18 protein-coding genes are annotated in these 21968 nt (G+C 67.4%); 8 read left to right on the forward strand and 10 right to left on the reverse strand.

Annotated features, from left to right (window positions below):
- Positions 1-147: 147 nt before the first annotated feature.
- The 4 genes from coaBC to JW805_02940 form a co-directional block, all read right to left on the reverse strand.
- Positions 148-1332, reverse strand: coding sequence for a bifunctional phosphopantothenoylcysteine decarboxylase/phosphopantothenate--cysteine ligase CoaBC (gene coaBC / locus JW805_02925; protein ID MBN2970972.1), 1185 nt, complete (start codon positions 1330-1332; stop codon positions 148-150).
- On the reverse strand, positions 1329-2438 hold the full coding sequence (locus tag JW805_02930) for a hypothetical protein (GenBank protein MBN2970973.1): 1110 nt from the start codon (positions 2436-2438) through the stop codon (positions 1329-1331). The genes coaBC and JW805_02930 overlap by 4 nt, the downstream gene beginning before the upstream one ends.
- Positions 2439-2705: 267 nt before the next feature.
- Complete coding sequence (gene ubiB, locus JW805_02935) at positions 2706-4238, reverse strand: 2-polyprenylphenol 6-hydroxylase (GenBank protein ID MBN2970974.1); 1533 nt, start codon at positions 4236-4238, stop codon at positions 2706-2708.
- A gap of 157 nt (positions 4239-4395) precedes the next feature.
- Positions 4396-5127 carry a class I SAM-dependent methyltransferase gene (locus JW805_02940; GenBank protein MBN2970975.1) on the reverse strand — a complete coding sequence of 244 codons (732 nt, stop codon included), beginning with the start codon at positions 5125-5127 and terminating at the stop codon, positions 4396-4398.
- A 56-nt stretch (positions 5128-5183) separates the two neighbouring features.
- Here JW805_02940 and mutM point away from each other — a divergent pair, with 56 nt between their 5' ends.
- The 3 genes from mutM to dnaA all read left to right on the forward strand — a co-directional run bounded on the left by mutM (position 5184) and on the right by dnaA (position 8329).
- Positions 5184-5996: a bifunctional DNA-formamidopyrimidine glycosylase/DNA-(apurinic or apyrimidinic site) lyase gene (gene mutM / locus JW805_02945; GenBank protein ID MBN2970976.1), complete on the forward strand. Its 813-nt coding sequence runs from the start codon at positions 5184-5186 to the stop codon at positions 5994-5996.
- 225 nt (positions 5997-6221) lie between these two features.
- Positions 6222-6485 carry a 30S ribosomal protein S20 gene (rpsT, locus tag JW805_02950; protein MBN2970977.1) on the forward strand — a complete coding sequence of 88 codons (264 nt, stop codon included), beginning with the start codon at positions 6222-6224 and terminating at the stop codon, positions 6483-6485.
- Between the two features lie 467 nt (positions 6486-6952).
- Positions 6953-8329, forward strand: coding sequence for a chromosomal replication initiator protein DnaA (dnaA, locus tag JW805_02955; protein ID MBN2970978.1), 1377 nt, complete (start codon positions 6953-6955; stop codon positions 8327-8329).
- A gap of 69 nt (positions 8330-8398) precedes the next feature.
- On the opposite strand, the gene JW805_02960 is transcribed toward dnaA, so the two are convergent.
- From JW805_02960 to secB, 4 genes are all read right to left on the reverse strand, one after another.
- On the reverse strand, positions 8399-9007 hold the full coding sequence (locus JW805_02960) for a PAS domain S-box protein (GenBank protein MBN2970979.1): 609 nt from the start codon (positions 9005-9007) through the stop codon (positions 8399-8401).
- Positions 9008-9105: 98 nt separating this feature from the next.
- Positions 9106-10113 carry a tryptophan--tRNA ligase gene (trpS, locus tag JW805_02965; protein ID MBN2970980.1) on the reverse strand — a complete coding sequence of 336 codons (1008 nt, stop codon included), beginning with the start codon at positions 10111-10113 and terminating at the stop codon, positions 9106-9108.
- Positions 10113-11696 (reverse strand): murein biosynthesis integral membrane protein MurJ, encoded by a 1584-nt coding sequence (gene murJ / locus JW805_02970; protein MBN2970981.1) that lies wholly within the window; start codon positions 11694-11696, stop codon positions 10113-10115. Before murJ ends, trpS begins: the two co-directional genes overlap by 1 nt.
- Positions 11697-11753: 57 nt before the next feature.
- Positions 11754-12263, reverse strand: coding sequence for a protein-export chaperone SecB (gene secB / locus JW805_02975; protein ID MBN2970982.1), 510 nt, complete (start codon positions 12261-12263; stop codon positions 11754-11756).
- 176 nt (positions 12264-12439) lie between these two features.
- Here secB and JW805_02980 point away from each other — a divergent pair, with 176 nt between their 5' ends.
- The 4 genes from JW805_02980 (at position 12440) to JW805_02995 (ending at position 17283) form a co-directional block, all read left to right on the forward strand.
- Positions 12440-13090 (forward strand): Tim44 domain-containing protein, encoded by a 651-nt coding sequence (locus JW805_02980; protein MBN2970983.1) that lies wholly within the window; start codon positions 12440-12442, stop codon positions 13088-13090.
- A gap of 284 nt (positions 13091-13374) precedes the next feature.
- The gene (locus tag JW805_02985; GenBank protein MBN2970984.1) at positions 13375-14682 is read left to right on the forward strand and encodes a murein transglycosylase A; all 1308 of its coding nucleotides are present in this window, start codon (positions 13375-13377) and stop codon (positions 14680-14682) included.
- 413 nt (positions 14683-15095) lie between these two features.
- Complete coding sequence (locus tag JW805_02990) at positions 15096-15521, forward strand: Smr/MutS family protein (protein ID MBN2970985.1); 426 nt, start codon at positions 15096-15098, stop codon at positions 15519-15521.
- A gap of 82 nt (positions 15522-15603) precedes the next feature.
- Positions 15604-17283 carry an EAL domain-containing protein gene (locus tag JW805_02995; protein ID MBN2970986.1) on the forward strand — a complete coding sequence of 560 codons (1680 nt, stop codon included), beginning with the start codon at positions 15604-15606 and terminating at the stop codon, positions 17281-17283.
- 126 nt (positions 17284-17409) lie between these two features.
- Here the strand turns inward: JW805_02995 and dapE are convergent, their stop codons facing one another.
- Positions 17410-18528, reverse strand: coding sequence for a succinyl-diaminopimelate desuccinylase (gene dapE / locus JW805_03000; protein MBN2970987.1), 1119 nt, complete (start codon positions 18526-18528; stop codon positions 17410-17412).
- Between the two features lie 112 nt (positions 18529-18640).
- Positions 18641-19306, reverse strand: a complete 666-nt coding sequence (locus tag JW805_03005; GenBank protein MBN2970988.1) for a glutathione S-transferase family protein — start codon at positions 19304-19306, stop codon at positions 18641-18643.
- A 148-nt stretch (positions 19307-19454) separates the two neighbouring features.
- Here JW805_03005 and JW805_03010 point away from each other — a divergent pair, with 148 nt between their 5' ends.
- Positions 19455-21890 (forward strand): S9 family peptidase, encoded by a 2436-nt coding sequence (locus JW805_03010; protein ID MBN2970989.1) that lies wholly within the window; start codon positions 19455-19457, stop codon positions 21888-21890.
- Positions 21891-21968: the final 78 nt, after the last annotated feature.

The following is a 21968-nucleotide window of genomic DNA, read 5'->3' on the forward strand; positions in this document are numbered from 1 at the left end:
CGATCACGTTGACGGTCATGCGGAGCGACCTGAATCAGACGGTCTGTCCGGATACAGGGCTCTAAGCGTCATGATCCGGTCCGGGCGCTTCAGACGAACCTGGTCGGACGCCATATCGGCAGCCTTACCCTGCAACCCCGGTCATGATCAGCCCAGCGCCGCTGCTATCCGCTGCGCCAGCCGCCGCGCGACGGCGTCCTTGGCCAGCGGCTCCCAGTCCTCGACGCCATCGGCGGTGACCAGATGCACGGTGTTGGCGTCCCCGCCCATCACGCTGGATCCCGGTGGGCCCGACACATCGTTGGCGACGATCCAGTCGGCCCCCTTGCGCGCGCGCTTGGCCGTCGCATGGTCGACGACGCGTTCGGTCTCGGCCGCGAAGCCAACGACCAGGCGGGGGCGGTCGGGACTGTGCGCCAGCGTCGCCAGGATGTCGGGGTTGGTATGGAGCGCGAGCGGGGGCGCGCCTTCGCCCTTCTTCAGCTTCTGAGCCGCTGCCTCGACATACCAGTCCGCCACCGCCGCGACCATGACGGCGGCGTCCGCAGGAAGCGCGGCGGCGACCGCATCGGCCATCTCGCGCGCGGTTTCGACGTCCACCCGGTCGACGCCCCGGGGCGTCGGCAGCGTGACCGGGCCGGAGACGAGCGTTACACGGGCGCCGAGTTCGGCCAGCGCGCCGGCGATGGCATAGCCCTGCTTGCCCGAGGAGCGGTTGGCGATGTACCGGACCGGATCGATCGGCTCGTGCGTCGGTCCGGCGGTGACCAGCACGTGCCTGCCCGTAAGCGGCCCGGCGCCGGCGAAGTAGTGCTCGATTGCGGCCAGGATGGCGGCGGGTTCCGGCAGGCGGCCGGGGCCATACTCGCCGCACGCCATCGCGCCTTCGTCGGGGTCCATCACCGTTATGCCATCGGCACGCAGTTGCGCGACGTTGCGCTGCGTCGCGGCATGCTGCCACATCCGCACGTTCATCGCTGGCGCGGCGAGCACGGGCGTGTCCGTTGCCAGCAGCAGCGTCGTCGCCAGATCGTCGGCATGGCCGTGCGTCATGCGCGCGAGCAGATCGGCCGTCGCCGGCGCGACGACGATCAGGTCGGCCGCGCGGCTGAGCTGGATATGGCCCATCTCCGCCTCGTCCTTCAGGTCCCACAGGGTCGTATAGACCTGGTTTTCGGCGAGCGCCGCCAGCGTCATCGGCGTGACGAAATGCGCGCCGCCCTCCGTCAGTACGGGCGTTACCGCCATGCCGGCCTTACGGATCAGGCGGATGAGCTCGCAGGCCTTGTATGCGGCGATGCCGCCGCCGACGATCAGCAGGATGCGCTTCATTGGCTGACTCTCTGCACCCGGATGCGCCGCCTGTCGAGCAGCGTCGCGGCGAGGTCACGGACGGCGTCGGTGGCGAAGACCAGTCCGACCAGCAGGACGGGCGCAGGCATCAGCGCCCAGTAGAAGGTGTCGGCCCGCGCGAAGATCGCAATGGCGGCGGCATAGCCCGCGAACAACGCTGCGGCGCGGTTTGCCAGCGGATTACGCCACGCGGTCCAGCCGAACAGCGCCAGTGCGACGATGGGGGCGGCAATGGTCAGCGGCAGGGCGTCGAGCGCGGTCGAGGACGCAACGGCGCGGACGAAGAAGCCCGGACCCAGCAGTCCACTCCAGCCGGGGGATGCGGGATCGAGCGGGCCGACGACCTGCGTCACCGCCCAGGCGTGCGCCACAAGCGCGGCAAGCAGCGCGAGAAGCGACAGGCCCCAGCCGGCCGCCTCGCGCCGTGCGCCCTCGCGCCAGGCATAGGCGGCCATGACGAGGGGCAGCAGCGCGGCCGTTTCGCGTACCAGCATCGCGATCAGACCCAGCGCGACGCTAGGCACCCATCGCTCGGGCGTCCGCAGGGCGAGGGCCAGCGCGACGAACAATGCGGCCCAGACCTCATGAAAGGCGGCCAGATCGGCTTGGACGAAAGCCATCAGGCCGGCGGCGAGCAGGACCGTTAGCGACACGCGCGCAGAGGGGCGGCTCAGCGCCGGAATCACTCGCCGCCACCACGCGACCGCGACCGCGACGACGAGCAGCCCCAGCAGGATGCGCGGGACGACCGGCGGTAGCGCAGCCTGGACGACGGCATGGACCGGCAAGCGGAAGGTGATGAACGGTTTGAGCGGATAACCGCCGGCGCGAAGCGCGTCGGCGGTCAGCGTATAATAGTCGCCACCCCCGCGCAGACCGGCGATGACCGTCTCATACATACCAAGGTCGCTGGCGGTCGCGGTCTGGCCGGGCGTCGGATCGGTCGGGTCCGGGACGGCAAGGGCGGTCAGCGCCAGCGCAATGAGAAGGGCCAGCGCGGCCAGGACCCACCGGGCACGGGACCGGGGCAGTCCCGCGTAGCGGGTGGGGGCGGTGAGCCAAAGGGGTGCGCGCGGGCGAGGCATCGGCCTAGTTCGTCATCCGTGTCCCGCGCGCAAGCGAGGGGTGGGCAAACTTCCCTTGTTCCTCGGTGAAGGCCGGGGGCCAGGCTCGACCGGCCGCTGATCCATCGCAAGCTATTGCAACTGGACCCCGGCCTTCGCCGGGCAACGAGGAGTTTCGATGGTCCTTGCAGACGCGGTGCCGGGGCGAGCGGCTAGGATTGGAGGAGAATACATACGCCAGGCATTTTGGCCCCACGCTCCCGCCTGCACGGCAGCGCTGCGGGGACCTCACGCCACCCACAGCGTCGCTGCGACCGCCACGGCTGCCGACAGGATCGCGACCGCCGCGTAGCGCCAGCCGCCACCGACCCGCACGACCTGGATTTCGCGCAAAGGTGGAGCCGGCGGGGCGCCGCCGGGCGCGGGATAGCGTGCCTCGATATTGCGAATGAGGTCGGGCAGGCGCGCGAACGTCTTCAGGTCGGTGACGATGCGATCGGCGGCCCAGGCTTCCGGCCCCAGTTCGGTACGAATCCATTCGCGGATGAAGGGCCCCGAGACATCCCACATGTTGATGTCGGGATCGAGCCGGGTCGCGACGCCCTCGACCATCACCATCGTCTTCTGCAGCAGCAGCAGGTGGGGCTGGGTCTGCATGTCGAAATCGCGGGTGATCGCGAACAGCCCATCGAGCATCGCGCCGACCGACATATCCTTGACCGGCAGTCCGCGCATCGGCTCGCCCACCGCACGCAGCGCCGTCGCGAATTCCGCGACATTGTGATGCGGGGGCACATAGCCCGCCTCGAAATGGATTTCGGCGACACGCTTATAATCGCCGGTGATCAGGCCGTAGAGGATTTCGGCCAGCCACACCCGCGCGCGACGATCGATCCGGCCCATGATACCGAAGTCGATCGCGGCGATGCGATTGCCGGGCAGGGCGAACAGATTGCCCTGGTGCATGTCGGCATGGAAGAAGCCGTCCGAAATCGCTTGGCGCAGAAACGCGCGGACCAGCTTCGAGGCCAGCACCGGCACGTCATATCCGGCTGCGATCAGCCCGTCGCGGTTCGACAGCTTGATGCCATCGATCCATTCCAGCGTCAGTACCTTGCCGGTCGTGCGCTGCCAGTCGATCGCGGGGACGACGAAGTCGGGCTCGGCCTCCATCCCCTCGGCGAGTTCGGAGGCTGATGCGCCCTCGCGGCGCAGGTCGAGCTCGCGCGCGGTCCAGCGCTTGAACGTCTCGATCACCAGGCGCGGGCGCAGGCGGTTCGCCTCGCCACCCAGCCCTTCCAGCTGAGCGGCGGCCCATTCATAGGTGTCGATGGCGCGGGCGAAATTGTCCTCGACGCCCGGGCGCAGGACCTTGACGGCGACGCGTCTGCCCTCGGTCGTGATCGCACGGTGGACCTGCGCGATCGAGGCGGCGCCGATCGGCTCCTCCTCGAACTCGGCGAACATTGCGCTGATCGGGCGGCCGAAGCTGTTCTCGATCCGCGCGCGGATCTCGTCGAAGGGGACGGGGGGCAGCGAATCCTGCAGCCGCAGCAGGTCGTGCGCGGCGTCTTCACCGACCAGGTCGGGGCGGGTGGCGAGCGTCTGGCCGAGCTTGATCGCCGCCGGGCCGATCGCCTGGAAGGCTTCCGCGTACTGCGGCACCTTGGGCACGCGGGCGCCGAACCGCGCGATGCGGGCGAGGCGACGGACCGGGGCGGGGGTGTTCGGATCACGCTCGATCCCGCGCAAAGCCCCATGGCGCGCGAGCGTGCGGCCCCATTTCAGCAAGCGCCAGAGGTGGGTGACGGTGGAGGTCATGCCAATTCCCTCTCCCGGCGGGAGAGGTAGGGAGCGGCGGAGCCGCGGAAGGGTGAGGGCAGGGTAGAGCGGCGTCGACTGCCCTCACCCTCCCACTCGGCTGTGCCGAGCGGGCCCCTCCCTCTCCCGGTGGGAGAGGGGAGACGCGCAGCACCCATCAAATCTTCCAACCCGAATGGATCGCGACCAGCCCGCCCAAGAGCGGTTCGACCTTCGTCTGAACGAAGCCCGCCTCGCCGATCATCCGCTCGAACGTCGGCATGTTTGGGAAGCGCCGGATCGACTCGATGAGGTAGCGATAGCTGTCCTCGTCGTTCGCCAGCAGCTTGCCGAGTTTGGGCACCAGCTTGTGCGAATAGGCGTCATAGACGTCGCCGAACAACGGCCAGGTCGTCGTCGAGAATTCCAGGCAGAAGAACCGGCCGCCCCGGCGCAGAACGCGGTGCGCTTCACGCAAAGCCTTCGGGATGTCGGTCACGTTTCGGATGCCGAACGCGATCGTATAGGCATCGAAGAACCGATCCGGGAATTGCAGCGTCTCGGCATTCGCTTCGGTCCAGACCAGGCCGTCGATCCCGCGTTCTGCCGCGCGCTCCATGCCGACCTCGAGCATCGCGGGGTTGATATCGGCGACGGTCACGCTTGCGCCCGACTTCGCCAGGCGGAAGGCGATGTCGCCGGTGCCGCCCGCCATGTCGAGCAGCTGCTCGCCCGGCCGCGGCTTCACCCGAGCGACGAACCGGTCCTTCCACAGCCGGTGCATGCCGCCCGACATCGCATCGTTCATCAGGTCGTAGCGGCTCGCCACATTCCTGAACACGGCGCCAACGCGCTCAGTCTTCTCTTCCGGGGCGACGTCTTCATAGCCGAAGGACACGGTGTCAGTCATGCAGACGGCCCTAGCGAAGCCTTGTGGCCCCCGCAAACGCAACCTAGTTGTTTGCGGTGCCGGAACTTCCCGAAGTCGAAACCACCGTCCGCGGGCTGAGGCCTGTGCTCGATGGTCAGCGCCTATCGTCCGTCGTCACCCGGCGCGGCGATCTGCGGCGGCCGTTCCCGGCGGAGCTGGCGCAACGGATGACCGGGGCGACCGTCACGGGCCTCAGGCGCCGCGCGAAATACGGGCTGATCGACACCGACCGCGGCGACACCATGATATTCCACCTCGGCATGTCGGGGCGATGGCGGGTCGACCCGGACGAGCTGCTGACTCATGACCATCTGGTGATCGAAACCACTGCCGGGCGGCGGCTGGCGCTCAACGATGCGCGGCGATTCGGGTCGGTCGACCTGGTGCCGACCGCCGACGTCGCCGACTGGCCGGCGTTCCGCGCGCTCGGGCCGGAGCCCTTGGGAGCGGACTTCACCGCCACCCATCTCGACCGGGCGTTCGACGGGCGAATCGCGTCGATCAAGCAGTTGCTGCTCGACCAGCGCATCGTCGCGGGGCTCGGCAACATCTATGTCTGCGAGGCGCTGTACGAGGCGCGCATCCGCCCGTCGAAGCCGGCCGGGCAGGTGTCTCGCGCCAAGCTCGCGCGATTGGTCGAGGGCGTGCATCTGGTGCTGAACGCCGCGATCGAGGCGGGGGGATCGACGCTGCGTGATTATGCGCGGCCGGACGGGGAGCTCGGTTACTTCTCGAAGCAGTTCAAGGTGTATGGGCGCGAAGGGCTGCCGTGCGAATGCGGCGGGATCGTCGCGCGCTATGTCGAGGGCGGGCGGTCGACGTTTTGGTGTCCGAAGTGTCAGAAGTGAATGGCGCGCCTCTTTCGTCACCCCTGAGCAGGCGGGGATAATTCTGGCCGGCACCTGTGAGTCGCTTTATGTTCAGCGACTATTGATCCCCGCCTGCGCGGGAATGATGGACGTTGGCGATAGAGCCTTCCCGGTTGACCGAATCGTCACCGCTCGCTATGGGCGCCGCTTTCCCGGCTCGTGGAGGTTGTCCGCGCGCCTCCTAAACAGCAGGATTTGAACGTAATGGCGAATACGCCTCAGGCGAAGAAGCGCATCCGTCGCAACGAGCGTCGCGCGGAAATCAACGGCAACCGTCTCGGCCGTATCCGGACTTTCGTGAAGAAGCTCGAATCGGCGCTCGCCGCCGGCGACAAGGATGCCGCGACCGCCGCGATCGCGCAGGTTCAGCCGGAACTGGCCCGTGGCGTTGCCAAGGGCGTGCTCCACAAGAACACCGCGTCGCGCAAGTTCTCGCGCCTGACCAAGCGTCTCGCCGCCCTCGGCTGAGAACGCCCCGCAGCGCTCGATTCGGCGCTGTACCTAATCTGAATTATGGCCCCGTCGGGACGTCCCGGCGGGGCCATTTTCGTGTCCGCAATCGGGTCGCCGGAACGGGGGAAGAACACCGTCTGACACCGGTTTTGCGAATCCAGCTTTTACCGCGATTCGCGCGGCGCTCCGTCGATAAATTCTGGCCAAGTATTTGACGAACAACGATATTGTGATTTTTTCGACGCAAATCCGTGAGTCAATCCGCTTTATTTCAGTTTCTTGACGGACCACCGGCTTGATCGACTCGTTCTGTCGATCCACAACGTCCCTCCGGATGGCGACCGCCGACCGGCATTTGACAGTTTCGGGGCATTTTGGGTCAGAACCATCGTTCTGGCCCGGGGGACACTTGTCGTTTGAAAACAGGGGGCCCGCGCCGGTGCGCGGGGCTCGCGGGAAGGATTGCGCGCGTGGCGTTCGGACTGGCCAGGATTGCGGATACGGACGACGCCGTGGCGAAGGCCTGGGCGCGCGTGCGGACCAATCTGCGCCATTCGGCCGGCCAGCGGCTGTTCGACCAATGGCTCAAGCCCGCGACGCTGATCGACGGCAGCGATGCCGAGCAGATTCGTATCGGCCTGCCCAGTGCGTTCATGACGACGTGGGTGAAAAGCCACTACGCCGACCGCCTATTCTATGAATTCCGTGCTTTCCTGCCGTCGCTGCGGTCGGTGTCGATCGAGACGGTCAGCGAAACCAAGCCGGTGCGCGCGCTGACGGTCGAGACGCCGGCGCCAAGCCCGGAGCCGGCCCGCGCGCCGGCCAAGAAGAGCGAACGGTCGAGTTTCGACCCGCGCTTCACCTTCGACCGGTTCGTCGTCGATGCGTCGAATCGCGTGGCGTTCAACGCAGCGCGCGCCCTTGCCGAACCGGGCCGGCCGCGGTTCAGCCCGCTGTACCTCCATTCGGGCACGGGGCAGGGCAAGACGCATCTGATGCACGCGATCGGCCAGGCGTTCCTGGATGCATGCCCGGACGCGACCGCGCTCTACATGCCGGCGGAGCGGTTCATGTTCGAGTTCGTGCAGGCACTCCGCGCGCGGGACACGCACGCGTTCAAGGCGCGGCTGCGTGGCGTCGACCTGCTGATGATCGACGATCTGCAGTTCATCGCGGGCAAGGATTCGACGCAGGAAGAATTCTTCCACACGGTCAACGAGTTCATGGGTGCGGGCAAGCGGCTGGTGATCGCGGCCGATCGCAGCCCGATGACGCTAGACGGCATCGAGCCGCGGCTGCTGTCGCGTCTGGGGTCGGGCCTGGTCGCCGATATCAAGTCGCCCGAGCTGGAGCTGCGTCGCGCGATCCTGACCGCCAAGCTCGGCGACGCGCCCGACGCCGTGGTGCCGGGCGACGTGATGGAGCTGCTCGCCAGCCGCATCACTGGTAGTGTCCGCGAACTGGAAGGCGCGCTCAACCGCGTCGTCGCCTATGCCCAGCTGAACGGTGAGGCGATCACGCTCGACTTCGCGATCGGCGTGCTGGGCGATCAGCTGCGGGGCAGCCAGCGTCGCGTGACGATCGACGAGATCCAGAAGGCGGTCTCGACGCATTTCGACCTGAAGACGATCGACCTGCTGTCGGCGCGCCGTGCCGTCGCGGTCGCGCGGCCCCGCCAGATAGCCATGTATCTCGCCAAGCGTCTGACGACCCGGTCGCTCCCGGAAATCGGCCGCAAGTTCGGCAACCGCGACCATTCGACCGTGATCCATGCGGTGCGCCGGATCGAGGAACTGCGCGGCACGGATCGCGACGTCGATAGCGCGGTGAACGCGCTGCTTCGGCAGTTGGAGCGCTGACCCGCCTCCGAACTGCCGCCCGCTACGTCTGACGATTTCCCGGGAGGGACCGCCCGACGCCGACGCAGTTCAGGCGGCGCGGCGCGCCATCATCTCGGTTGCGCGCTCGGTCGCGAGGCGGGTGTCGCTCGCCAGCTTCTTCACTTCCGTCGCGACGACGGCGAAGCCACGTCCTGCGTTGCCCGCCCGCGCGGCCTCGATCGTGGCGTTTAGGGCGAGCAGATTCGTCTGCTGTGCGATCGCGCCGATCGTACGGACGATGGTATCGAGCTGAGCGAACGTGTCGTCGAGTGCGAGAGCGGTGCGCTTGGCGGCCGATATGTCGGTGGCGATCTTCAGAATGCGTTCGGGGCGACCGTCGGATCCGAAGACAGGATTATAGGTCGCCTGCAGCCAGATCTCGTTCCCCGCGGCATCAAGCCGACAATATTCGCCCTGGTCGAAATCGCCACGACCGAGCTTGCGCCAGAAATCGGCATAGGCGTCCGACGCGGCATAGTCCGCATGGCACAGGATACGGTGATGCCGACCGATCAACGCCGACCGAGTATAACCCGTAGCGGCGCAGAAGAGCGTGTTGGCTTCAAGAATGATGCCGGCGGGGGTGAATTCGACGACCGCCAAGGAGCGGTTGATCGCTGTCCAGCTCGCCGCGATACTGTCCAATGCCCAAGTCATTTTTCCCTCGCTTCGCCAGCGACTTACGAGGCGAAAGGCAAGGTCTGGTTAATTTAAGTCAGACAAGGACTTTGTACGGTTGCGCGCTTTTATCGGCGTCAGACAAGCAAACCAACGGCTTGCTGAGCCTTCTTTAGAGTCGGCTCGGCGATGGCCCGGGCCTTCTGGGCGCCCGAAGCCAGCGCCGACGCCACCGCAGGCTTGTCGTCGAGCAATTGCACCAGCCGATCGCGAATCGGCGCAAGCTTGGCGATCGCGAGATCGGCGAGCGCGGGCTTGAAGGCGCCGAAGCCCTGGCCGGCAAACTGGTCGAGGACGGTCTGGGGCGCCGTATCGGCCAAAGCGGCGTAGATGGTGACGAGGTTCTTCGCCTCGGCCCGTTCGGCCAGCGCATCGAAGCTGTCGGGCAACGGATCGGGGTCGGTCCGCGCCTTTTTGAACTTCTGGGCGATCAGGTCGTCCGAATCGATCAGGTTCACGCGGCTCATGTCGCTGGGGTCCGACTTGGACATTTTCGCAGCGCCGTCCCGCAAGCTCATGATCCGCGGTGCAGCCTTGGAAATGAGCGGTTCGGGCAGCGGGAAGAGCTCGACACCGAAGTCGGTGTTGAACTTCTCGGCGATGTCGCGGGTCAGCTCCAAGTGCTGCTTCTGGTCTTCGCCGACCGGCACGTGCGTCGCCTGGTACGCCAGGATGTCGGCGGCCTGGAGCACGGGATAGGTGAACAGCCCGACGGAAGCGCCGTCGCGGTTCTTGCCGGCCTTGTCCTTCCACTGCGTCATCCGGTTCAGCCAGCCCATGCGGGCGGTGCCCTGCAGGATCCAGCACAGCTCGCTATGCGCGGGCACGCGCGCCTGGTTGAACAGGATCGAGCGGTCGTCGATTCCGGCCGCCAGCAGCGTCGCCGCCATCTCCAGGGTCGTCGCGGTGCGCTCGGCCGGCGTGATGTTTCCGGTCAGCGAATGAAGGTCGGCCAGGAAGAACAGGCATTCCCCCCCCTGTTCAGTGACGGTGTCCTGCATCGCCACCCACTGCTTGATCGCGCCCAGATAGTTGCCGAGGTGCAGGTTGCCGGTGGTCTGGATGCCGGAGAGGATACGCATGATCAGTCCTTAGGGGCGGCGCTGGCGCGGCGCGCGGTCAGTTGCTTGAGGTCGGCCGGGCGATAGGCCCCGGTCGCGAAACAGGCCAGGGCGTAGATGACGCCGCCCGCGCCGACGAGCAGGGCGAGCCCGGCGAACCGCTGCCACAGGCTGCCGAGCAGCAGCGGGTCGAGCAGCCGCTGCCCAGCCCAGAGAGTCGCGCCCATCAGCACCGCCGCGACCAGCAGCCGCGGCACGCGGCGCTTCACCTGCGCATCGGCGATGAAATGCCCGCGCTTCGCCAGCGTGGCGTAGAGGAGCGCGAGATTGACGGTCGCCGAGATCGCGGTCGCGAGCGGCGGGCCGACATGTTTGATCAGCGGGATGAGCGCGAGGTTGAGGATCAGGTTCACGCCGACCGAAATCGTCGCGAACCGCACCGGCGTCCTGGTGTCCTCGCGCGCGTAGAAACCCGGCGTCAACACCTTGATGAGGACATAGGCGGGCAGGCCGGCGGAGAAAGCCGACAGCGCCCAGGCGCAGCGTCGGGTGTCCTCGGCAGTGAACTGGCCGTGTTGGAACAGCCCGCGGACGATCGGCTCTGCGGCGATCATCAGCGCGGCGGTAGCGGGCAGGGTCAGGAACAGCGCGAGTTCGATCCCGCGGTTCTGTGTCGCCATCGCTTCGGCCTCGCGGCCCGACGTCAGCAGGCGCGACACCGTCGGCAGCAGGATGGTGCCAAGACCGATGCCGATCAGCCCGAGCGGCAACTGGTTCAGCCGGTCGGCGTAATAGATGTAGGAAATCGACCCTTCGTCGAGCAGGTAACCGGCAAGGGCGGTCGAGACGAGCAGATTGATCTGCACCGCGCCCGCGCCCGCCGCAGCGGGCAGGATCAGTTTCAGCAGCGCGCGGACCTCGGGATCGAGCCGAGGCGGACGAAGCTTGAGCGAAATGCCGGCGCGATGGCAGGCCCAGGCCAGCCAGGCGAGTTGAAGGATGCCGCCGACCGGCACCGCAACCGCCTGAGCCTGTGCGGTCTGATAGGGGTCGCCGTGGAAGAACAGCAGCGCGGTCACCATCGCGATGTTCAGCAGGATCGGCGCGGCGGCGTTGACCCAGAATTTGTGCAGCGAATTCAGGATGCCGCCCAGCAGCGAGGCGAGGCTGATCAGCATCAGATAGGGGATGGTGATCCGCGAGAGCGTGACGGCGAAGTCGAACTGTTCGGGGCTCGGGGCCTGGCGGGTGAAGCCGCCCGACAGCGCCCAGGTGATCGGCCAAGCCGCCGCCAGCATGGCGACCGTGAACAGCACCAGGATCGCGAACAGTACCGCCAATGCGCGTTCGGCAAAGGCGAGGGCCATGCCCATCTCACCGCCGCCCTCGCTCACCTTGCGGTTGAACATCGGGATGAACGCAGCCGAAAACGCGCCCTCGGCAAAGAAGGCGCGGAACATGTTGGGCAGGCGAAACGCGACCAGGAAGGCGTCGGAGGCGAAGCTCGCACCTACATAGGTCGCCTGGAGCGAGTCGCGCACCAGCGCCAGCACGCGGCTGGCGAGCGTCAGGCTGCCGATCGAGCCCAGGGCGCGGACGAGGTTCATGGCAATATCAGCTCTCCCCCCGGTCGCTCGGCACGATCGGGGGGTAGGGCAGAAAGCTTACGCCTGACCCGCTGGCTCGCCGGTCGCCAGCTGCTCCTGCTGCGCCAGCTGCTGCAGATAGAGCTGACCGAAGTCGATCGGGTCGAGCATCAGCGGCGGGAAGCCGCCGTCGCGGACCGCATCGGCCACGACGCGGCGGGCGAAGGGGAACAGGATACGCGGCGCTTCGCCCAGCAGGAACGGCTGGACATGCTCGTCCGGAATGTTGCGCAGGCCGAACAGCCCGGCGTAGGTCAGGTCGACGACGAAGGCGACGGTGCCGTCGTCGGTTTCCGCCTTGGCGTCGATCTTCAGAATGACTTCGTGGACGTCCTCGCCGACCTGCGCCGCGCCGATGTTGAAGCCGATGTCGATCTTGGGCGCGCCGCCGGCCGACTGATAGATCGCCGGTGCGTTCGGATTCTCGAACGAGAAGTCCTTGATATACTGTGAAATAACGCCCGCGACGGGGGCGGTGTCGGCGCCATTGCTCATCGGTTCGCCGGCGGCGCTGAAATCTTCGGCCATGTGCTTTAATCCCTGTTAGGCAACGCACGCGCGCTTGAGGCGTTGGCAGGGCGCGTGTGCGAAAAAATCGTGGCCGCGCCTAGCAGGGCAAGGCGGCGGTTTCAACGCTGCCGCGGTCCTGGTTTGAACTGCGGCGCGGCGAGGACTATGTAAGGCGTTCAGTGTTCGGAGGTCCGGTGTTAGTTTACGTCATCCTGCTCGCGATGGTTGCGGCGTTTCTGGCGCTCCGTCTCTATTCCGTGCTCGGCAAGCGCACGGGGCATGAGCAGCAACCGCTGCCGCGGGCGGCCGAGGATCGCCCGGTCGCGCAGGCCGTGCCGCGCACGATCGACTTGACGCCGGAGGTGCGCGAAAGCGGCCCGCGCGCGGTGGAGACGGGGGCCGAAGGGGGTCTGCGTCAGATCGTTCAGGCGGATTCGACCTTTGACGTCGCGCAGTTCATTGAGGGCGCCAAGGGTGCCTATCGTATGGTGCTCGAGGCGTTCTGGAAGGGCGACCGCGAGACGCTCGCCTTCCTGGTCGAAGACAATGTCCGCGCCGAATTCGAAGGAGCGATCGACGCGCGCGAAGCCGCGGGCGAGACGTTGGAAAATCGCCTGGTGTCGATCGAACGCGCCGCCATCACCGATGCGTCGGTGACGGGCAAGGTCGCACGGATCACCGTGCGCTTCGATGCCGACATCGCCGCGGTGACGCGCGACAAGGACGGCGTCGTGATCGCCGGATCGATGACCGATGCGGTCGAGACGCACGACGAATGGACCTTCGTCCGCGATCTCAAGTCGGGCGATCCGAATTGGAAGCTGGCGGATACCGACGAGGCGTAAGTGCAGCCTTGGTAGCGAGAATTGCGCGTTGGAGCCCTTCGTGCTGAATTTCTCGAGCACCCATCACGTAATATTTTGATGGGGCCCTGGCCGGAGCACCCCTCTTCTAGCCGCGCGTGAATTGCGGGTGTATCGCGGTACGGTGCGTCGACACGCTCGGCACGAACGGCATCTGGGGTGGTAGCTGGTATCGACAGCGTCGCTTCGCCGCGTTTCCCAACCCCGCTTCAATCCTTTATGGCGGCCGGGCGGTGGTCCGGCCGTGTCGCATTTCAGGGGGTTACATGAAGCGTCTGATCGTCGCAGGATTTGCGGCAGGCCTGTTGTCCGCCTGTTCGAACGCGATCGTGCCGGCCGCGCCCCAGCCGATCGGTGCCCGCCCGGCCGCGCCGCGACCGCAGGCGAGCTACCCCGCACCGCGCGAATCGACCGTGCCGGTGCGCCAGCCGACGCCGTCCACGCCGATGGCACCGATGCCCGGACAGCCGGTGCCCGCCGGTGTCACCACCGCCGCTGCCGCCGGCCTGGTCGCGGGGCCGCCGGTCGCATCGCTGCCGGTGCCGGCCGACGATGCCGCGGCGGCGCTGTCCGCCTTCCGGACCTCCTGCAATGCACTGATCCGGCGCACCGACGTGTCGGGGCTGACCCGTGGCGCCGACTGGCAGCCAGCGTGCGACGCCGCGCGCCAGGCGTCGGATCGCGACGCGCTCGCCTTCTTCGCGCGCTGGTTCGAAGCCGTGCAGATCGCCGACGGCAAGGCGTTCGCCACCGGATATTATGAACCGGAGATCGCGGGGTCGCGTACCCGTGGCGGGCCGTATCAAACGCCGATCTATGCCAAGCCAAAGGACCTTGTCGAAGTCGATCTGGGCCAGTTCGCCGACGACCTGAAGGGCAAGCGCATTCGCGGTCGGGTCGATGGCCAGAAGTTCGTGCCGTATTACGACCGCACCCAGATCGAGGAAGGGGCGCTTGCCGGCCGCGGGTTGGAACTTGCCTATGCCGCCGATCCGGTCGAATTCTTCTTCCTGCAGATCCAGGGATCGGGCCGGTTGCGACTGCCCGACGGCGGGGTGATGCGGATCGGCTACGACAGCCAGAACGGGCGCGAATATACCGGCATCGGCGCACTGATGCGGCAGCGCGGGTTGCTGACGCCGGGGCAGGCGTCGATGCAGGGGCTGATGGGCTGGATCCGCAATAACGGCCAGGCCGGCGTCGACCTGATGCGCGAGAACAAGAGCTTCGTGTTCTTCCGCGAACTGACCGGGCCGGGACCGCTCGGTGCGATGGGCGTGCCGGTCGTCGGTGGCGCGAGCGTGGCGGCGGACCCCAAGTTCATTCCGCTGGGTGCCCCGGTCTTCCTGTCGATGGACCGCGCCGACGCCAATGGCCTGTGGATCGCGCAGGACACCGGCGGCGCGATCAAGGGTGCGAACCGCGTCGATACCTTCTGGGGCGCGGGCGATGCGGCGCGGGCCACCGCGGGGGGCATGGCCGCGCGGGGCACTGCCTTCCTGCTGCTGCCGACCGGCACGCTTGCGCGCCTGCAAGGGGGCATGCCGCGTGTCGAACCGGCGCCTCTCCCCTAGGTGTGATGGCATGGTTGTGACCCACCGTGACGGAGCCGATTTCGGCTTTTGGACAGGAGCTAGGACGGAGCGGGGCGCCGCCCCCGTGACTGGCGAGGGACGGCCGGAACACCGCGCCAAGCACCGTTTTGCGGAAGCCCCACACCAGCGGCCAGAACCGGCCCGCGCCAAGGCGGATGGCCCGAACCGTCCGCCGAAGGCCGGCGCACCGCCGGCACAGGCCGCCAGCTTGCGCTGCGCGTCGCTCGTCGCCGACGAACGGTCGAGGGCAATTACGCCGGGTCAACACCATGCCATTGCGCCCTGAAGAAGCTGCCCTCTGGCGCAAGGTCATGGCCAGCGTCCGGCCGCTTCCCGGGCGCGCGCCGTTAATGCTGAGTCCGCCGGTAACGTCTCCGGCCGCACCCCCGGCGATGACGCACCCGCAAAAGGTCCGCGCCCCTGCCGCGTCGCCTGTCGCCGCAGTCCGCAAGGCAGCGCCGAAGCCGATCGATGCCGCAACCCTCGACGCGTCGTGGGACCGTCGGCTGTCGCGCGGACTGGTGTCGCCGGACCGCTCGGTCGACCTCCACGGACTGGGCCTGCAGGGCGCCTATACCCTGCTGGACCAGACGCTGGACCGTGCCATCGCCGCCGGCGAGCGGGTCGTTCTGCTGGTGACCGGAAAGCCACCGCCGCGCGAGTCCGAGCGACCCCACGCCCGCGGGGCGATCCGCGCGGCGGTCGGCGACTGGCTGGCCGCGTCGCGCCACGGCGACCGGATCGCGGCGGTGCGCGGCGCGCACCCGCGGCACGGCGGGAATGGTGCAATCTACATCATTCTTCGGCGGTCGCGGTAAAGTTTCTTAACCTTCCTCGTTGATAGATGGAGCATTCGGAGGTGGCTGGTGCCCCCTCGCCGGGGGATCGTGCACATCTACGATGGCCAGTTCGTCGCTCCTGAACCGCGCGGTGTTTTTCGCGATCTGTGCCGGAGCGATGGCGTTCGTGCTGACGCTGATCGCGACGGGTCACGGCCTGTTCGAGCTGGTCGGCCTCCAGCATGCCGCGATCGCGGCAGCCATCTGCGCGCTGCTGTGCTGGGCCAGCGTCTATCGCAGCCTGCGGACGAGCGCCGGCGCGCTCGACGCCGCGATTACCCGCCTGGTCGCTGCCGCCAAGGGCGATCTGGAAAGCCCGGTGCCGGGTGCAGTCGTGATCCACGCGCCGCCACTGGCCGAAGCGATGACCGACCTGTTCCGCCAGCTTCACGTCCAGATCGACGGCGTCCAGCAGCTCGCGCTGTTCGATCCGGTTACTGGTCTGCCCAATCGCATCCATTTCCGCCGGACGGTCGAACGTCAGCTGACCGAGCTGCCGGTCGATGCGCATGCGGCGATGTTCTTCATCGATCTCGACCGGTTCAAGCGGGTCAACGACACGTTGGGCCATGCGATCGGCGACCATCTGCTCGCCATGGTCGCCAACCGCCTGCGTGCGGTGGTCGAGCGGTTCACTCCCGAAGGCGACGCGCTGCGACCGCTCATCGGCCGGTTGGCAGGCGACGAATTCACGATCTTCTTCCCTAGGCTGGCGCGGCCGGGTGATGCCGATCGCATCGCGCGCGGGGTGCTGTTCGCACTCAGCGAGTCGTTCGATCTCGCCAATCAGGACGTCGTTATCGGGGCCTCGATCGGCATCGCGCTGCGGCCCGAACATGGCGAGACGCTGACCGACCTGATGCGCGCTGCCGACACCGCCATGTACCACGCCAAGGGCACGGGGCGCGGGCGGGCCGAGCAATTTTCCGATCGACTGGCGCTGGAGCTGGCCGAACGAGCGCAGCTCGAAGCCGATCTGCGCGACGCGCTGGACCAGGAGCAGTTCGGCCTCGTCTTCCAGCCGCAAATCGGGCTCAGCGACCGCCGTGTCGTCGCGGCGGAGGCCCTGCTGCGCTGGCGCCACCCATCGGGTGAGGAACGACTGCCCGGCGCCTTCCTGCACCGTGCGGAGGAAAGCGGACTGATCGTCGAGATCGGCGAATGGGTGATCGCGTCGGTCGCCGCGACCATCCGGCGTTGGGGGGCGATCGGGGTCGATCACCGACTGGCAGTCAACGTCAGCCAGCGCGAACTCGATCACGCCCAATTCTTCCGTCGGCTGCGCGATGCGATGCTGTCCGCCGGCGCGCCCGCGTCGCTGCTGGAACTCGAAATCACCGAGACCATGGCAATGCATTGTTCGGAAGAAGTGATCGAGGCGATCGCGGCGCTTCGGGCGGACGGGGCAACGATCGCGATCGACGATTTCGGGACCGGCTATTCCAACCTCGGCCGCCTGCGCACCTTGCCGATCGACCGCATCAAGCTCGACCGCAGCGTCATCGCGACGGTGACTGAAAGCCAGGAGGCATTGGCGGTCGTCCAGTCGCTCGTCGGGCTGATCCACGGGCTGGGGCTGGAAGCGGTCGCGGAGGGTGTCGAGCGCGCCGATCAGGCCGAAGTGCTGCGCATCATCGGCTGTGACGTGATCCAGGGCTATGCGGTCGCCGAGCCGATGCCAGAGCGCGCGTTTCTGGCGTGGTCGCAGGGCGAAGGCGAGCGGTTGCGGCTACGGGCGTAACCTACGGCCCGCCTCCTACCACTGTCATTCCCGCGAAGGCGGGAATCAATTCTGGCTGACCGATGTGAGTCTCAAAAACTTCAGCGACTATTGATCCCCGCCTACGGGGGGATGACGTGAATGGGCTTAGGCTAGCGCCGCCCCCAGGAACCGGCGATACACGCGCTCCAGCGCGCGAAGGTCGTCGACCGCAACCGCCTCGTCCAGCTTGTGCATCGTCGCATTGAGCAGGCCGAATTCGACCGTCGGGCACAGCCGCGACAGGAAGCGCGCGTCGCTCGTTCCCCCGGTGGTCGACAGATCTGCCGTCACACCCAGCTCGTGGCGGATCGCGTCGGCGACGAGGGTCGAGAGCGCGCCCGGCTCGGTCAGGAACGCCTCGCCAGACACGATCGCCCGGCACGTCGCCCCGGGGGCGTGTTCGGCGACAAGTCCGGCAATGCGGTCCGCCAGGCTTTGGCCTGTGTGCAGGTCGTTGAACCGGATGCTGATCCGCGCCTGCGCCGCCGCAGGAATGACGTTGGTCGCGGGATTGCCGACAGTGATATCGGTGATCTCGATATTCGACGGCTGGAACCAGTCGGTACCCTCGTCGAGTACCACCGCATCGATCGCCGCCAGCGCGGCCACCAGCCGCGGGCAGGGATTGTCGGCCAGATGGGGATAGGCGACATGGCCCTGGCGGCCGGGCACCTCGATCCAGATGTTGACCGACCCGCGCCGCCCGATCTTGATCGTGTCGCCGAGGCGGTGGGCGGAGGTGGGCTCGCCGACCAGGCACAGGTCGGGGCGTAGGTCGCGCGCGGCCATCCGGTCGATCAGCGCGCGGGTACCGTGGACGGCGGGGCCTTCCTCGTCGCCGGTGATGATCAGGCTGACGGTACCGCGTTTCGGCAGATCGGTGCAGGCCGCGACGAAGGCTGCGACCGCGCCTTTCATGTCGACGGCGCCGCGACCGTAAAGCAGGTCGCCGCGAACCGCGCCGACGAAGGGATCGTCGGTCCAGCCGGGGCCGGGGGGCACCACGTCGACATGGCCGGCGAAGGCGATGTGCGGGCCATCACCGGCGCGGACGGCGAGCAGGTTCTCGACCGGCCCGTCCGGCGCCTCGCCGACGGTGAAGCGGTCGACGTCGAAGCCCAGAGGGACCAGCGCCGCCTCGAGCACGTCGAACACCGCGCCGCGCGCGGGGGTGACGCTTTCGCAGTCGATCAGTGCCTTTGCGAGGGTCAGGACATCGGACATCGCGCCCGCATGGCCCACGCCGAATGGTTAGTCCACCGTTCGTGCCGAGCCTGTCGACGCACAGGGGCGGAGCACGGTCGTCGGCATTCTCAGCTCGAACGGAGGAATGGCGTCATTCGGCCGCCTGCTCGAACTTCTCGATCACCCAATCCTCTTCCTGCGCGGCCGCAATCCAGTCCTGCATGAAGGGGTGCTGGAGCACCGCGTTCATATAGGCGGGCGCGAAGCGTGCGACGGGTAGCGAATAGGTGATGATACGGGTCACGACGGGCGCGAACATGATGTCGGCCGCGCCGAAGTCGCCGAACAGAAACTGGCCGTCGCCGCCGTAGCGCGCCCGGGCCTGTGCCCACAGCTCCATGATACGTTGCAGGTCGGCGAGCACGTCGTCGTCGGGGTGCTTGGGCTCATAGACCTGGCGGATGTTCATGCTGTGCTTGCGGCGCAGCGCGGCGAACCCCGAGTGCATCTCCGCGGCCATAGACCGCGCCATCGCGCGCGCCGCCGGGTCGGCCGGCCAGAATTTGTCACCGCCGCTCGCCTCGTTGAGATATTCGATGATGGCCAGGCTGTCCCACACCACGCAGTCGCCATCCCACAGGATCGGCACCTTGCCCGACGACGGCGCGAATTCGTCGCCCTGGCGGCGCTGTTCCCATTGCTGGTCGTACAGAGGCACGACCATTTCCTCGAACGGCAGCCCCGACTGCTTGCACGCGAGCCAGCCGCGCAGCGACCAGGACGAGTAGGCCTTGTTGCCGATGATGAGCTTGAGCATGCCCGCTGGGGTAGGGGCGACCTCCCGCGCTGTCCAGCCGGATGCGGTTCGTGGGTGCCAAGGCCGCCGCTCGCAGCAGCGGGGTTTCCTCGGCGGTGGCGCCCGGTACAGTCGCGCCATTCATGTCGCGGATAACCGGGGGAATTTCATGCGTCTCGCCCTACTGCCTCTCACGCTCCTGATGTCGACCAGCGCCATCGCGCAGACCGATACGGGCTATCACCGGGCGCCCGATGCGATCGCCAAGATCCTGGACGCAGCGCCGACCCCGGCGGTGTCGCTCAGCCCCGACCGCCGCACCATGGCGATCCTCGGTCGCGAGAATCTGCCGACCATCGCCAATCTGTCGCGGCCGATCCTGCGGCTGGCCGGCTACCGCATCGATCCGCGGACCAACGGCCCGGCGGAGGTCCGCAATCAGTGGCTGAACGCGCTGTCGTTCAAGGATGTCGATACGGGCCGCGAAGTGAAGGTCGCGCTTCCCGCCGGCACGCGCTTCACCAGTGCGGGCTGGTCGCCCGACGGGTCGAAGATGGCGATCGTCGTCGGGGAGGATGACGGCCTTGCGCTCTGGATCGTCGATCGTGCAGGCACGGCCAAGCCGGTCGCGCGCGGCGTCAACGCGACGTTCGGTGGCGCGGTCGAATGGATGCCGGACAGCAGCGCCCTGATCGTGCGCCAGGTCGTCGCAAACCGCGGCCCCGCGCCGACCGTGTCGACCACCCCGACCGGCCCGGTAATCCAGGAGAGCCTGGGCCGGCGTGCCGCCACGCGTACCTATCAGGACGTGCTGACCAACGCCGACGACGAAAAGCTGTTCGACTATTATTTCGCCGGTCAGCTCGTCCGCATCGATGCCGCGACCGGCGCGGCGACGCCGATCGGCCAGCCGGGCATGATCCGCAGCTTCAGCGTGTCGCCGGACGGCCGTTACCTGCTGACCCAGCGGCTGAAGCGGCCCTATTCCTATCTGCTCCCCTCGGGCTTCTTCCCGGTCGAGATCGCGGTGACGACGATCGACGGCCAGCCGGTGAAGACCTTGGTCGACCGTCCGCTTGCCGACGACCTGCCGGTCGACTTCGACGCGGTGGTGAAGGGGCCGCGCGAGCCCGAATGGCGCGCCGACGCGCCCTCGACGCTCGTCTGGGCCGAGGCGCTCGACGGCGGCGATCCGAAGGCAAAGGTGCCGCACCACGACAAGGTGATGATGCAGGCCGCCCCTTTCAGTGCGGAACCCGTCGAACTCGCCCGCACGGCCGCGCGCTACGGCGAGATCTACTGGGGTAACGACGATTTCGCGATGATCACCGATCGCGAATGGAAGACGCGCACCGAGCATCGCTTGGGCGTGACGCCCGGCCAGCCCGGCACCGCCCGGCTGCTGCTGACCCGCAACTATCAGGATCAGTATGGTGACCCCGGGTTGCCGATGCTGAAGCGCAATGCCGCGGGCAAATCGGTGATGCGCTTCACGCCGGACGCCAAGGCCGTCTTCGTCAGTGGCGAAGGCGCGACCAAGCCCGGCGCCTTCCCGTTCCTGGCGACGATGCCGGTCGACGGCAGCGCCCAGACCCGGCTGTGGACCGCGAAGCCGCCCTATTACGAAGGTGTCGTCACGCTACTCGACGACGCGGGCAAGCGCATCCTGACGCGACGGGAAAGCGCGGTGCTGGCGCCCAACTATGTCATCCGCACGGTGAAGGGCGGGGCGGCCAAGCAGGTCACCAACTTCGCCGATCCCGCGCCGTCGCTGGCCGGCGTGAAGCAGCAGACGATCACCTATACGCGTGCGGACGGTGTGCCGCTGTCGGGCACGCTCTACACGCCGGCCGGCTATGATGCGAAGCGCGACGGGCCGCTGCCGACATTGCTGTGGGCCTATCCGTCCGAGTTCACCGACGCCGCGGTCGCCGGGCAGACGGTCGACCAGGGCAATCGCTTCACGCGACCGCGCGGGATCAGCCATCTGTTCCTGCTGACCCAGGGCTATGCGATCCTCGACGATCCCGCGATGCCGATCATCGGCGCGAACGGCGCGGAGGCCAACGACACTTACATCAAGCAGCTGCGTGAAGATGCTGAAGCCGCGGTCGAGGCCGTGGTGAAGATGGGCGTCGGCGACCGTGACCGGATGGCGGTTGGCGGCCATAGCTACGGCGCGTTCATGACCGCCAATCTGCTCGCCCACACCGACCTGTTCCGCGCGGGCATCGCTCGGTCGGGCGCGTATAACCGCACGCTGACCCCGTTCGGCTTCCAGGCGGAGCAGCGCACCTATTGGCAGGCGACGCCGACCTATACCGAGATGAGCCCCTTCACCTACGCCAACAAGATCAAGGAGCCGATCCTGCTGATCCACGGCGCGGCGGACGACAATTCGGGGACGTTCCCGATCCAGTCGGATCGCATGTACGCGGCATTGAAGGGGAATGGCGCGACCGTCCGTTACGTCTCGTTGCCGAACGAGCCGCATGGGTATCGCGCGCTGGAGTCGACCAACGAGACGCTGTGGCAGATGACCGATTGGCTCGATCGGTACGTGAAGCCGAAGAAGGCGGCGGCTCCGGTGGCGGCCGCTCAGTAAGATGTAAGGGAGGGGGAACACCCACGCCCCCTCCCTCCTCATCCCCGCGAAGGCGGGGATCGCTAGTCGCTGAACGCG

Source organism: Roseomonas aeriglobus (assembly GCA_016937575.1).
In the GTDB taxonomy this organism is placed as follows: Bacteria; Pseudomonadota; Alphaproteobacteria; order Sphingomonadales; family Sphingomonadaceae; genus Sphingomonas; species Sphingomonas aerigloba.

Bases quoted from the DNA above. Each gene is read 5' to 3' on its own strand.
- JW805_02940 (MBN2970975.1), bottom strand. From the start codon at position 5,127: ATGACTGACACCGTGTCCTTCGGCTATGAAGACGTCGCCCCGGAAGAG.
- rpsT (MBN2970977.1), top strand. From the start codon at position 6,222: ATGGCGAATACGCCTCAGGCGAAGAAGCGCATCCGTCGCAACGAGCGT.
- secB (MBN2970982.1), bottom strand. From the start codon at position 12,263: ATGGCCGAAGATTTCAGCGCCGCCGGCGAACCGATGAGCAATGGCGCC.
- JW805_02960 (MBN2970979.1), bottom strand. From the start codon at position 9,007: ATGACTTGGGCATTGGACAGTATCGCGGCGAGCTGGACAGCGATCAAC.
- JW805_03010 (MBN2970989.1), top strand. From the start codon at position 19,455: ATGCGTCTCGCCCTACTGCCTCTCACGCTCCTGATGTCGACCAGCGCC.
- JW805_02990 (MBN2970985.1), top strand. From the start codon at position 15,096: ATGACGCACCCGCAAAAGGTCCGCGCCCCTGCCGCGTCGCCTGTCGCC.
- coaBC (MBN2970972.1), bottom strand. From the start codon at position 1,332: ATGAAGCGCATCCTGCTGATCGTCGGCGGCGGCATCGCCGCATACAAG.
- JW805_03005 (MBN2970988.1), bottom strand. From the start codon at position 19,306: ATGCTCAAGCTCATCATCGGCAACAAGGCCTACTCGTCCTGGTCGCTG.
- JW805_02930 (MBN2970973.1), bottom strand. From the start codon at position 2,438: ATGCCTCGCCCGCGCGCACCCCTTTGGCTCACCGCCCCCACCCGCTAC.
- JW805_02995 (MBN2970986.1), top strand. From the start codon at position 15,604: ATGGCCAGTTCGTCGCTCCTGAACCGCGCGGTGTTTTTCGCGATCTGT.
- ubiB (MBN2970974.1), bottom strand. From the start codon at position 4,238: ATGACCTCCACCGTCACCCACCTCTGGCGCTTGCTGAAATGGGGCCGC.
- JW805_02985 (MBN2970984.1), top strand. From the start codon at position 13,375: ATGAAGCGTCTGATCGTCGCAGGATTTGCGGCAGGCCTGTTGTCCGCC.
- murJ (MBN2970981.1), bottom strand. From the start codon at position 11,696: ATGAACCTCGTCCGCGCCCTGGGCTCGATCGGCAGCCTGACGCTCGCC.
- dapE (MBN2970987.1), bottom strand. From the start codon at position 18,528: ATGTCCGATGTCCTGACCCTCGCAAAGGCACTGATCGACTGCGAAAGC.